Here is a 12,674-nt window from a genome sequence, read left to right as displayed (position 1 = left end):
CCCAAAGTGCCACATGCGTTGGGACCACCGACGCCGTTAAGGTTGCCGTAGTCATCGGCTGTAGGGTTGTCCATCCTATGATTTGCGCGGCCCTTGCGCGGAAGTGACGGCGTTTCATACGACCCGTCACACGCAAGGACCCGGCATACGCCTAGTGCGTCAATGGCTCCGTGTGCGACGGCGTTGCATCACTGGCGCCAGGCGCAATGTCCTCGAGCGAGTGACGGCTCGTTTCGATCCGCAACAGGGTGATCGCCAGACACAGGACGGCGAATACGATGCTCACCATCGCAATCACGCCCGAGACGCCAAAATGCTCGTAGAGCAACAGTGCCAGATACGGCGTAGCGATCGATGCCGCGCGTCCGCAGGTTCCCGCCACGCCGGTTCCGCGAAGCCGAACTTCGGTCGGAAAGAGCTCCGGGATGAAGCCGAACAACCCCAGTGTGGTAATCGTATAAATCGTCGTGACGAGGCAAAAGCCGACAAAGATGATCGCAGTCGTATCGCGAAGGTTGACGTAGATCCAGCCGAGCACGATGCTGATCAGCGCGGCGGCGACGATGCCTTTTGCACGGCCGATGCGGTCCGCGGTGAGGTAGCCAACCAGGCCGCCGACCGGCGAGCCGATGGACATGAGCAGAACAAAGCCGAGCGACTTGACGATCGACAGGCCCTCGGCCACGAAGAACGTAGGGAGCCATGCGATGAAGCCGTACAGCCCGATATTCACGGCAATCGCGGTCAATGCGGCCACGCCAGTTCTGCCACGCATGCCCGGCACAAACAGCGCGCGAAACGACGTGACGCCCACATGCAGATCGACCACGCACTGAACGGGCGGCAGTTTGCCGACCTGTGCTTCGACTTCCCGCTCGATGCTGGATAGCGTTGCTTCGGCTTCGTTGAGTTTGCCGACCGATTCCAACCAGCGCGGCGATTCGGGCATCCTGTGGCGCAGAAACCAGACGACGAGCGCTCCGACGCCCGCGATCGCGAACATGTAGCGCCAGCCGAGATTCGGAATGATCCAGTACCCTGCCGCCAGCGCGGCGAACAACCCGCTATTGATGATGATGGCGAGCAGCGAGACCCATTTGCCGCGGGTGGCGGGTGGGACGAATTCGGCGAGTGTGCCCGCCGCGACGACCAGTTCGGCACCCAGACCGACGCCCATAATGAACCGCAGGACGATCAGCCAGTCGATATTCGGTGCAAAGCACGCCGCGATCGAGGCGAGACCAAAGATCGCGAGATTGAGCTGGTATGAGTAGCGTCGACCCAGTTTGTCTCCGACATAACCCGCAGCAAACGCGCCGATCATCATGCCGACGAACGTTGCGGAGACGAACATCGCCCCATGCCGCAAGTCCGTGAATCCCTCTTTCACCATCGCCGCAACGGATCCATTGGCGAGGTAGATATCAAATGCGTCCAGGAAGGCACCGCCCGCAATCAGTCCTAGGATTTTCCAGTGGAAGCGGGAAATGGGTAAGCGGTCCAGGCGGCCAGCTGCATTGACCGTGTGTGACATGTTTGTCTCCTGCTATTTCGTGACTCGTGACGGCTGTCACGAGGAGGTGCTTCGCTTTGAGTGCGAAGTCTGCCTGTCAGGCGGGAAAGGCGGTCTTCGACTCAGATTGCGCCGAGTTCGCGCATTGCATGAATCTGCGAATCGTCGAAACCCAGCTCATGCAAGATGGACTCGGTGTGTTGGCCGAGTGCGGGCACACTGCCCATGAGCGGTTCTTCGGAAGGGGCCACACCGGGCGGGTAGAGTGCCGGAATCTCTCCTGCCGGCGTCTGAACTTTTGTCCATCTCCCGCGGGCCGCAAGTTGCTCGTGGTCCCAGACTGCTTGCATGTCGTTCATCCGGGCGTTGGCGATACCTGCCGCTTCGAGTCGCTCGATGACTTGTGCCGTGCTCAGCGATGCGAAGGCCGCCAGAATGACTTCCGTGAGTTCGTCGCGGTTCTTCGCACGGCGACTGTTAGTGCTGAAGCGCTCATCGGTCTGCAGTTGTGGTTGCTGGATCACCGTCTCACAGAAGCTCTTCCACTCGCGCTCGTTTTGCAGGCCCAGCATGACCGTTTTTCCGTCACCGGCCTTGAACGGACCGTAAGGAAATATCGTTGCGTGGGAGGCGCCCGCCTGCTTTGGCGCGCTCTGACCGTCGATGGCGTAGTAAAGCGGATAGCTCATCCATTCGACCATGCTCTCGAGCATCGAAATATCGATGTGCTTGCCGCGTCCGGTCCGGCCACGCTCGAGGAGGGCGGCGAGAATGTTGGTATAGCCATACATGCCCGCCGCGATGTCAGCGATCGAACAGCCAGCTTTGGCGGGCTGATTTTCGGAGCCGGTGATACTCAGAAAACCGGATTCGCTTTGAATCAGCAGATCGTAGGCCTTCTTGTCACGGAACGGCCCGTTCAGGCCATAACCCGAGATGTCGCAGACGATCAGTCGCGGATACTGTTTGCTCAGCGCGTCGTAGTCCAGACCGAGGCGCTGTGTTGCGCCCGGTGCCAGGTTCTGAACGAACACATCGGCGTCAGCGAGAAGCTTGTGCACGACATCGATCGCCTGGGTCTGTTTGACGTCGAGCGTGATACTTTCCTTGGATCGATTCGTCCAGACGAAGTGTGAGGCGAGACCGGACACCCGTTCATCGTAGTTGCGAGCGAAGTCGCCCGTACCGGGGCGCTCGATCTTGATGACGCGCGCACCGAGGTCCGCGAGTTGCCGGGTGCAAAACGGCGCGGCGATAGCGTGTTCAAACGTGACGACCTTGATTCCTTCGAGCGGGTGCATGATGGATCTCCCCGGTTAGAACGAGCGGGGCAGGCCGAGAATATGCTCGGCCACGTACGACAGAATCAGATTGGTCGAGATGGGGGCTACCTGGTAGAGACGCGTTTCGCGGAATTTGCGCTCGACGTCGTACTCGGAGGCGAACCCGAAGCCACCATGGAATTGCAGGCAGGCATTCGCGGCTTCCCAAGAGGCGTCGGCCGCAAGCAGCTTGGCCATGTTCGCCTGGGCACCGCAGTGCTGATGCGCGTCGAACAGTTCGCAGGCCTTGTAGCGCATCAGGTTTGCTGCTTCGACGTTGACGAGGGCGCGCGCAATCGGGAACTGCACACCCTGGTTCTGGCCGATCGGACGCCCGAACACCACGCGATCCTTCACGTACTGCGACACCTTGTCGATGAACCAGTAGCCATCGCCGATACACTCGGCGGCGATCAGTGTTCGCTCGGCGTTCAGGCCGTCCAGAATGTACTTGAAGCCTTTGCCTTCCTCGCCGATCAGATTTTCGGCGGGGATTTCCAGGTTGTCGAAAAACAGCTCGTTGGTCTCATGATTCACCATGTTGGGAATCGGACGGACGGACATGCCATTGCCGATTGCTTCGCGCAGATCGACGATGAAGATCGACATGCCCTCGCTCTTCTTTTTCACATCGGCGAGCGGCGTCGTGCGGGCCAGCAGAATCATCAGATCGGAGTGCTGGATGCGGGAGATCCAGACTTTCTGTCCGTTGACGACGTAGCGATCGCCCCTGCGCTCAGCCGTCGTTTTGATTTTCGTCGTATCGGTGCCGGTGGTCGGCTCGGTGACGCCCATGGACTGCAGACGCAACTCGCCCGACGCAATCCTGGGCAGGTAGTGCTGCTTCTGCTCGGCTGATCCGTGGCGAAGCAGCGTTCCCATGTTGTACATCTGTCCGTGACACGCGCCGGAGTTGCCACCCGACCGGTTGATTTCTTCCATGATTACCGATGCTTCGGTCAGGCCCAGACCCGAGCCGCCATATTCCTGCGGAATCAACGCGGCAAGCCAACCGGCTTTCGTCAATGCGTCGACGAACGCTTCGGGGTAGGTGCGTTCTTCGTCGATCTTGCGGAAGTATTCTGCGGGAAACTGTTGGCACAGGTCACGCACCGCTTCCCGAATGTCCTGATACGGATCCGTTGAGATGTTGATCATGGTACGGGTTTCTTCCTGACTATATGGATGTATGGGGTATCAGGCGAGCGTGGCGCGGGCGGACATCGTGAGCCACCCTTCGTGATCTTTCGACCAGAGCTCGACGGTCTTTCCGTCTGGAGAGGGGCGTGCGCAGAGGTTCAACGCATTGCCCAGGAAACTTGGCCGTACTGCCTTGAAGGAAAACTCGAGTACGGTGGCCCGTGGCTCATTCCTGCGAAGCAGGTCCATCAGCAGCGTTGCGATGAGCGGGCCATGAACGACGAGGTTTGGGTAGCCCTCGACCTCGGTCGCGTAGGGTTTGTCGTAGTGAATGCGGTGTCCGATGAAAGCCAGCGCCGAGTAGCGGAACAGCAGCACTTCTGTCGGCATGACCTGCCGGTGCCAAAGTTCATCGGACGGTGCAGCCGCAGGTGGCGGAGTGGTCGCGCCAGGCGTCGCGGGCTCGCGGTAGACAATGTCCTGCTCTTCGTGGATTGCCAGAGCACCGCCGGCACGTACCTCGTGCCTCACGGTGACGAATGCAAGCTTGCCGCTGCGGCCTGCCTTTTCACTCACGTTAACGATGGTCGAGTCGCGTGTGATGGAACTGCCGACCGCCAGGGGCGCATGGAAGCGCAACCGTCCGCCGGCCCACATGCGTCGCGGCAGCCCAAGGTCGGGCAGAAAGCCGCCTTTGACTGGATGTCCGTCTGTCGCAATCTGTGATTGCTGCACCGTGGGCCGGAAAAAAATCCAGTGCCACAGATGCGGGAGAAAATCTCCGGCGCGCGGCGCTGCATCGTAGTCAAGTGTTGCGCCGAGCGCGGCGACCGATGTTTGCGCGACGAAGTCAATCGCGCTTTCCGTGCGGGTTGTCGGCGGGTCGATGTTATCGGTCATGCTCGTCTCCGTCACTGGCTGCGCCAGCAAATATTTGTCCGGTGTGTGGACTTTATTTGAAGGCGTTTCGTGGCGGAAATACGAGTTTCATGTGCGGGGCATAGGGGGAACCTATTCCCGGCCGCTTGCCGGGCGACGCGCGGATGAGATGAGATCCCCCGGGGAAGATGGGTGGCTATCGAGCCGGTCGGCCAATGTCGAGATCACTGCCAAGCCATCGCGCGGCAGTCCACTTGCCACGCTGAACAGCATCGCTCATCTGGTCAACGAGCAGGTCGACGACGCACCGCACCGCGGCGGGTACCCTGCGCGTGTTCGGCAGCGCGAGCACGATCTTGCGCAACAGGTTGGCGTCCGACAGAGGCGCGGCGCTCAACAGTCCACGTGCGACATCGTCCACGATCGCAATACTCGGCAAGATCGTGACGCCCAACCCGCCCAACACCAGCCCCTTCTGCACGCTCATGGCGTTGGTTTCGGCCGCGATCGACAGTTCGATGCCTGCTGAAGCGCAGGTCTGTTCGACGAGGCTGCGTATGCCGTGCGGCGCGTTAGGCAGAATCAGCGGCTCGCCAGCTATCTCCCGCAACTCGACGGGAGATGCCGCGTTAAAGCCTGCCTCCGGTCGCCCGACCACCCACAGACGTTCCTCGAGAAGAGGCCGCACCTGCAGGGTAGGGGAGGGTTTCGGGTCGTACAGCAATGCTGCGTCGACCTCGCCGAGTTCAAGCCAGTTCTGCAAATGACCGGTGTAACCCATCGAGATTCGCAGCCTGATGGCCGGATAGACCCTGGCGACCCTGGCCACCAGGTCGCTTGCCAGCAAATCGCACGTGCTCGGAAGCAGTCCCATCGTCACGATACCGGCTACGCCCGCGGCAGGTTGCACTTCGGAGCGCGCCCGGTCCAGCTCGGCCAACGCTCGGCGCGCATATTCGACGAAGATTTCGCCGGATTCCGTGAGCTCCATGCCATATCGGCCGCGCGAGAACAATGCGGTGCCCACATCCTCTTCCAGCAGACGTAGCTGCCTGGAAACGGCAGGCTGCACGATGTGCAGCAGGGTTGCTGCCTTCGTGACGCTGCCGGTCTCCGCGATCGTCACCAGTGCGCGCAATTGCTTGATGTCCACGTTTCCCCCGTCAATGCCGAAATCACATACAGGAATCACAAAATTCTATTTATCAGGCTATCACATCACGATCTAAGATTCCTGAATTCCCCTGTCTTCGGAGACGAACAAATGAGTACAGATGCGCCCCAGGCGCCGGCGTGGCAACAGGAAATCTTCGACGTCCTTAAAGCCGGCAACGTCAGGCAGGTCGCCTACGTTCCCGACGCCGGCCATTCGCATGTGATCAGAAAAGTGATCGCCGACCCCAACATCCATGACGTGGTTCTGACCACGGAGGAAGAGGGCGTCGCGGTCACGAGCGGCGCCTGGCTGGGCGGGCAGCGCGCTGTCCTGCTCATGCAGAGCAGCGGTGTCGGTAACTGCGTGAACATGTTTTCGTTGTTGCAAAGCTGCCGGTTTCCGTTCTTCACGCTGGTCACGATGCGCGGCGAGTACGCGGAGTTCAATCCGTGGCAGAGGCCGATGGGGAAGAAGACGCAAGCCGCGCTCGAGCTCATGGGTATTACCGTGTTTCGCGCGGACGACCCCGAGTCGGTGGGCGAAATCGTGAGCGCAGGTTTCGATGCGGCTTTTGAAGCCGGCGAACAGGTCGCCGTTCTGCTGTCGCAAAGCCTGATTGGTCGTAAGAAATGGGAGAGAAAGTAATGGTCAAGGTTACTAGCCACGCTGGCATCGACCGTCGCGAGTTCGTCGCGGCCTTGCTGAAGGCGGTGCCCGACGCGCTGGTCGTCACGGGCCTCGGTTCCGCTTCGTATGACGTGTTTGCCGCTGGCGACCGTCCGGGGAACTTCTACCTTTGGGGCGTCATGGGCGGCGCTGCGTCGCTCGGGCTGGGTCTCGCGCTGGCGCAGCCCGAGAAACCCGTCCTCGTGATCACGGGCGACGGAGAACAACTGATGGGTGTCGGCAGTCTCGGCACCATCGGCGCGCGACAGCCACGCAACCTCTCGATCGTCGTGCTCGACAACGGCCATTTCGGTGAGACCGGAATGCAGCGTAGCCACACGAGCCTGGGCACCGACCTCGTGGCCGTTGCGAAGGGCTTTGGCATCGAGGATGCGTTTTCAGTCGAGACGCAAGGCGGTGTGGCGCAGGTGGCCGAACGCGCGTTGTCGCGCAGCGGACCTGTGCTAGTCAATGTGCATATCGCCGCAAATGAACCGCCTCGCGCGCTGCCGCCACGAGATGGCGTGTATGTCAAGAACCGCTTCCGAGAAGCGCTTGGATTCGCGCCGTTCTGAGGTCAGCCTGCGCAGCGCTATCCGGCACTGCGTCCCCGGCTCGATTCACCGGATCACTGTAAAGAGATATTGATGGAACGCTATCGTCTGTATATCGACGGCAAGAACTGCGACCCCGAGGGGGGCCAGTGGTTTCCGAGCGAGAGTCCGTTCACCGGTGAGGCGTGGGCCGAAGTCGCACGCGGCAACGCGGCCGACGTGGAGCGCGCCGTCAGCGCCGCTCACCGCGCCTTCGTGTCCGGTCCATGGCCGGACCTCAGTGCGAGCGCGCGCGGACTGCTTCTGCATCGGTTCGCCGACCGGATCGCAGCGGACGCATCACGCCTTGCCGCGATAGAGGTTCGTGACAACGGGAAGCTTTATGCCGAGATGCATGCCCAGTTGAGTTATCTCCCGCAGTGGTTCCGATACTACGGTGGACTGGCCGACAAGATCCAGGGCGATGTCATCCCGCTCGACAAAAAGGGCTACTTCAACTACACACGGCAGGAGCCGCTGGGTGTCGTCGCGATCATTACGCCGTGGAATTCGCCGTTGATGCTGCTCGCGTGGAAGCTCGCGCCGGCTCTCGCCGCGGGTTGCACGGTCGTCATCAAGCCCTCCGAGTTCACATCGGCTTCGACGCTGGAACTCGTGCAACTGCTCGACGAGGTCGGTTTCCCGCTGGGCGTGGTCAACGTTGTGACGGGCTTTGGCAACGAGGTCGGTGGCGCGCTGGTCGGTCACCCGCTGGTCAGGAAGATCACGTTCACAGGCGCTGACGCGACGGGACGGCGGATCAACGAACAGGCCGCACGAGACTTCAAGCACGTCAGTCTCGAACTGGGCGGCAAGTCGCCGAATATCGTGTTCGACGACGCCAATATCGATGACGCCGTGAATGGTGCGGTCGCCGGCATCTTCGCAGCGACGGGTCAAACCTGTATCGCGGGTTCCCGGCTGCTCGTGCAGGACGGCATCTATGACACAGTGGTCAGCCGTGTGGTGGAACTCGCAAAAACCGCACGAATGGGCGATCCGATGGAGGCCGCTACGCAGGTCGGACCGATCACCACGCGCCCGCAATATGAAAAGGTCTTGAGCTACATCGATATTGCGCGCGCCGAAGGCGCGACGCTTGCGCTGGGCGGCCAACCGGCGGAACGGCCGGAGTGCGGCAACGGCTGGTTTATCGAACCGACTATTTTCACTCACGTCGACAACCAGATGCGAATCGCCCAGGAGGAGGTGTTTGGGCCGGTTCTTTCGGTGATCCGCTTCCGCGATGAAGAGCACGCAGTCGAGATTGCCAACGACGTGCGCTTCGGGCTGGGCGCCGGCGTTTGGACTCGCGACATCGGGCGGGCGTTTCGCATGGCTGAGCGAATCCAGTCCGGCACGGTCTGGGTCAACACCTATCGCGCGGTCAGCTACATGTCGCCGTTCGGTGGGTACAAGGACTCCGGTCTCGGTCGTGAAAATGGTGTCGATGCCATCAGAGACTACCTTCAGACAAAGAGCGTCTGGATTAATACGGGTGCTTCAACCGGAAATCCGTTTGTGATCCGGTAATCCTGTGCACTTGTCGGTCACGATCAAAGTCGCGACCGACGTGCTGGATCTCACACCAGAGCTACAAGAAAAATGCGGCATCAGACCGCAAATGGATAGGCATACTAATGGAGACATCATGAAAGTCGAAGCACTTGGCAGTGGTGCCATGTCGAGCAGTAGCGAAACCCGGCGCTGCATCATGGCCATCGTGGGCGCGTCATCGGGAAATCTGGTCGAGTGGTTCGACTTCTTCGTCTATTCGTTTTGCTCCATCTACTTTGCGCACGCATTTTTCCCAAGCGGAAATACGAGCACACAGCTTCTGAATACCGCGGGCGTGTTTGCCACAGGCTTCCTGATGCGCCCTGTTGGCGGATGGATGTTTGGCCGCATTGCGGACAAATATGGCCGTCGTTCGTCGATGATCATTTCCGTTCTTATGATGTGTACCGGTTCGTTGGTGATCGCAGCGCTTCCCACTTACGCCACCATTGGCGCCGCTGCGCCGGCGCTTCTACTCGTGGCACGTTGCTTCCAGGGCCTGTCAGTCGGTGGCGAATACGGGACGAGTGCAACCTACATGAGCGAAGTGGCGGTGGCTGGAAGAAGGGGATTCTTCGCCTCGTTCCAGTACGTGACCGTGATCGGCGGACAGGTGTTGGCGCTGATCGTCGTCGTGATTCTCCAGCAGATACTGTCTACTGAAGAACTACACGCCTGGGGATGGCGTGTGCCGTTCGCCATCGGTGCAGTCGCAGCGCTGGTATCGCTGTATCTGCGCCGGTCACTCGAAGAAACCTCGACGAATGCGACACGGTCACGCTCCGACGCCGGGACGCTGCGTGGTTTGCTCACTCACAAACGTGCGATCGCTACCGTTGTGGGCTTTACGGCGGGTGGCTCGCTTGCGTTTTATACCTTTACGACCTACATGCAGAAATACCTGGTCAATACTGCGGGCATGCATCCCAAGACCGCCAGCGCAGTGATGACCACCGCCTTGATCGTCTACATGCTGATGCAGCCGGCCTTCGGCGCGCTCTCTGATCGTATCGGTCGACGGATGTCGATGATCCTGTTCGGCGTGTTGGCGACGATTGGCACCGTGCCGTTGCTGTATGCGCTGAAAGAGGTGACGAACCCGTACGCGGCGTTCGCTTTGGTGATCATCGCTCTTGCGATCGTCAGTCTCTACACTTCAATTAGCGGCCTCATCAAGGCGGAGATGTTTCCACCGGAGGTGCGCGCACTCGGCGTCGGTCTGTCGTATGCCATTGCCAACGCTATTTTCGGAGGATCCGCGGAGTATGTTGCCCTTTGGCTCAAGTCTGTGGGCAGCGAGCCCGCTTTCTACTGGTATGTGACCGCGCTTTGCCTGATTGCGGGAGTTGTTTCATGGCGCATGAGAGACCCAGCAACGGCCGGATATCTGCGAGATGGGAGGTAGTGTGTAAGAACCTACGTCGTTTTTAGCCTCCCAGACGACATGGTCGCTATATGACATTCAATTCAACCACCTCAACTCAACGACTGCTATTCCCGGGCCCCGCCGGGAATATCGAGGCCTTCCTCGATGAACCATATGGGGTTGTCACTGGTGTCGCGTACTTGATCCCATTCAAGTGAAAAACACGTAAACGTGCCAGTGGGGACTGCGGCTTTGATCCGTGGCATTGGGCCAGGATTGCCCGAGACCTGTGGCTGGTGTAACGGTTTGTGCGAACGCGGCGGACGTCATGCCGATCGCCATGCATCCAGCCAGTGCGAGCTTGCGTGAAAGGCTTCCGTGAGTGCAGGACATGCGCTTCTCCTTCTTGGTGAAATGGTAGTTGTCTACCGGGAGCGCAGACTGTACCAGGAGGCATGTTGAGGCTGATATCACTCGTCGCGGTACGCTCATTGCCAACGACGGCGAAGCGCGATGTCGAGCATCATGCTTCACGTTCGCTACACATTTTTTGCGAACCGATGCCGCTTTCGCTCAATCTCAATGTTGGGCAAAGGCGGCTTCGAGTTCCTCGATGTGTTGCGCGAAGACAGCGGGGCGGCGTTGTCGAAAAGTATCGAGGTTCGTGAGCTTCCAGCGCAGCGCGGGCAGTTCGGCGACATGGGGAACGGCGAGGAGGGACCAGTCCGGCTCACCACGTGCCAGACCAAGCAGGAATTGCCGTTGCGCAGGTGTGACGCGCGCCGGCAGTTCCTGGCGCAATCGCTGGCGGGTTTCCAGCAACGTGTCCAGGCTGCAAGGCATTTCGGTCATGCCCACAAAGCCGCTGTCGTAGTCGCGCGTGATGTTCTTGTCGCGGCCGAACAGCACTTCATGGATGGGGCGGTTATGGCCCGACAGATACACGACGAAGCACTCGATCATACCTTCCGTCAGCCCGCCCGATTGATAAAGCTGCCAGACGTCGAAGAGATCGCGCGGGTGCTGCCGATCGAGGGCCGCGACGAGTTTGCCGCCATAGAGTTCATCGGGCGCGAGCATGGGCAACGCCAGTTCCGCGGCGAATTGCTCCGTCGTTCGGGCGCACAACGCACGACGTTCGATAGGCAAGACGGTGCCGCGAAAGACTGTGTTGACCTCGATCTTGACCTGACTGGTTTCGTTCTCGACGAGGAGCTTGGTATCGCTGAGGTCCTTGCTGCCGACGAGGCGGGTGCGCAGCCCCAGGGGAGCCAGTCGTTGTTCGACGGCGGCCAGTTCCTGCTGGATAGCCGCGAGCGCTTCGTCGCGCGGTGTCTGCCGGGGTATATAGACGACATCGATATCGACGGACAGGCGCGGCATGTTCTGTACGAACAGGTTGATGGCCGTGCCGCCCTTCATCGCGAAGAGGTCGTTGGCAAAGACCTCCGGTGCAATGCGCAGCAGCAGCCGGACGGTATCGGCGAAGAATTTATCCATGTGGTTTCAGTACGAGCAACGTGCCATCGGGAAGACGGCTCATCCAGCGCCGATGGCTGCCGGTGGGGAGCTGGAACTGCGCAAGCAAAGCATCGACATCGAGCAGGTTGGTCTCGCGCGCCCAGGTCAGACACAGACGAACGGTTTTCACGCTGGTGCAGCAGGCGAGCAACTGGCCGACGAGTTCCTTGCGCGGACTGCGCAGACCTTCGAACACCGCGTGAGCGTCGTCGAGTCCTTCGCGGACACCCACGTCGTACAGCAACTCGAGCACGGCGCGTTCGGGGACGGCGACCTGGACGCCGTCCGGTACATCCGGTGGCGTAGTAAGTGTTCGGGCGGCAAGGGATGGATCGGGCCAGTCGAATAGACGGGCGTGCACATAGCGCGCGGGAAAGCGGCTGGTGAACCAGGAGGGCAGCACGAAACGCTCATCGCCCCACAGCACCAGGGGCTCGCGCCGGCCGAGCTGGTGTCGCACCCCATGCCAGGAGAGAGCGGTCTTGCTGCCGACGTGCAGGCCGGGCACACGCTGCTGCAGGAACCGGAGCGTGGCGTGGAGATGGAAATCGTCGTTGGGAAAGGCATACACGCCGGATGCCAGTCGCACCAGCCAGCCGCTGCTCACGTAGCGGGCGGCAAGCTGGGTCGACACGCCAAGCTGGTTCAGCGTGGCGAGATCGAAGGGCGCACCGCGGGGCAGGTCTGTCTGCAGGCGCTTGATTAGCTGATGTCGGGGAAATCGCTCCATGAGCGAATTCTACGACACATTCTAATCGCACGGACATCGCTTGATTAGAAATTGACGGATAAATCAAATAAAAGTATATTTTTGACGCTGAATCTAATCGACGAATGGGGGTAGCCATGCCGTTCCCGTTCATGACCTAAGATGAAACGGCTGGCCCCGAGTAAGGCGGAACGACCCCAGTACCTGGAGGGACACCACCATGACGGCCACATCGAGACCATCCTGGCCTCA

The 12,674-nt window shown here is 60.3% G+C and carries 11 protein-coding genes; 4 read left to right on the top strand and 7 right to left on the bottom strand.

The window, feature by feature from the left end; all coding sequences use genetic code 11:
* Nucleotides 1-151: 151 nt before the first annotated feature.
* From AC07WT_RS11905 to AC07WT_RS11885, 5 genes are all read right to left on the bottom strand, one after another.
* Nucleotides 152-1,534, bottom strand: a complete 1,383-nt coding sequence (locus AC07WT_RS11905; protein ID WP_494947237.1) for an MFS transporter — start codon at nt 1,532-1,534, stop codon at nt 152-154.
* A 101-nt stretch (nt 1,535-1,635) separates the two neighbouring features.
* Complete coding sequence (locus AC07WT_RS11900; protein WP_494947236.1) at nt 1,636-2,814, bottom strand: CaiB/BaiF CoA transferase family protein; 1,179 nt, start codon at nt 2,812-2,814, stop codon at nt 1,636-1,638.
* Nucleotides 2,815-2,829: 15 nt separating this feature from the next.
* Nucleotides 2,830-3,993 (bottom strand): acyl-CoA dehydrogenase family protein, encoded by a 1,164-nt coding sequence (locus AC07WT_RS11895; RefSeq protein WP_494947235.1) that lies wholly within the window; start codon nt 3,991-3,993, stop codon nt 2,830-2,832.
* 39 nt (nt 3,994-4,032) lie between these two features.
* Nucleotides 4,033-4,875, bottom strand: coding sequence for an HTD2 family dehydratase (locus tag AC07WT_RS11890; protein ID WP_494947234.1), 843 nt, complete (start codon nt 4,873-4,875; stop codon nt 4,033-4,035).
* A 175-nt stretch (nt 4,876-5,050) separates the two neighbouring features.
* Entirely contained in the window at nt 5,051-6,007 is a 957-nt protein-coding gene (locus tag AC07WT_RS11885) for a LysR family transcriptional regulator (protein WP_494947233.1), read from the bottom strand.
* A 111-nt stretch (nt 6,008-6,118) separates the two neighbouring features.
* Between AC07WT_RS11885 and AC07WT_RS11880 the strand changes: the two genes are divergently transcribed.
* The 4 genes from AC07WT_RS11880 to AC07WT_RS11865 all read left to right on the top strand — a co-directional run bounded on the left by AC07WT_RS11880 (nt 6,119) and on the right by AC07WT_RS11865 (nt 10,231).
* Nucleotides 6,119-6,655 carry a phosphonopyruvate decarboxylase gene (locus tag AC07WT_RS11880; protein WP_494947232.1) on the top strand — a complete coding sequence of 179 codons (537 nt, stop codon included), beginning with the start codon at nt 6,119-6,121 and terminating at the stop codon, nt 6,653-6,655.
* Entirely contained in the window at nt 6,655-7,251 is a 597-nt protein-coding gene (locus AC07WT_RS11875; protein WP_494947231.1) for a thiamine pyrophosphate-dependent enzyme, read from the top strand. Before AC07WT_RS11880 ends, AC07WT_RS11875 begins: the two co-directional genes overlap by 1 nt.
* Nucleotides 7,252-7,323: 72 nt before the next feature.
* Nucleotides 7,324-8,802 carry an aldehyde dehydrogenase gene (locus AC07WT_RS11870; RefSeq protein WP_494947230.1) on the top strand — a complete coding sequence of 493 codons (1,479 nt, stop codon included), beginning with the start codon at nt 7,324-7,326 and terminating at the stop codon, nt 8,800-8,802.
* A gap of 118 nt (nt 8,803-8,920) precedes the next feature.
* Nucleotides 8,921-10,231 carry an MFS family transporter gene (locus AC07WT_RS11865; RefSeq protein WP_494947229.1) on the top strand — a complete coding sequence of 437 codons (1,311 nt, stop codon included), beginning with the start codon at nt 8,921-8,923 and terminating at the stop codon, nt 10,229-10,231.
* 540 nt (nt 10,232-10,771) lie between these two features.
* Here the strand turns inward: AC07WT_RS11865 and AC07WT_RS11860 are convergent.
* Entirely contained in the window at nt 10,772-11,692 is a 921-nt protein-coding gene (locus tag AC07WT_RS11860) for a nucleotidyl transferase AbiEii/AbiGii toxin family protein (protein ID WP_494947228.1), read from the bottom strand.
* Nucleotides 11,685-12,443, bottom strand: coding sequence for a type IV toxin-antitoxin system AbiEi family antitoxin domain-containing protein (locus tag AC07WT_RS11855; protein ID WP_494947227.1), 759 nt, complete (start codon nt 12,441-12,443; stop codon nt 11,685-11,687). Before AC07WT_RS11855 ends, AC07WT_RS11860 begins: the two co-directional genes overlap by 8 nt.
* Between the last annotated feature and the right edge of the window lie 231 nt (nt 12,444-12,674).

The sequence above is a fragment of the Paraburkholderia sp. GW821-FHT02A12 genome (assembly GCF_059422005.1).
The sequence above is the reverse complement of the archived record's forward strand: the minus strand, read 5'-3'. Positions and strand labels throughout refer to the sequence as shown.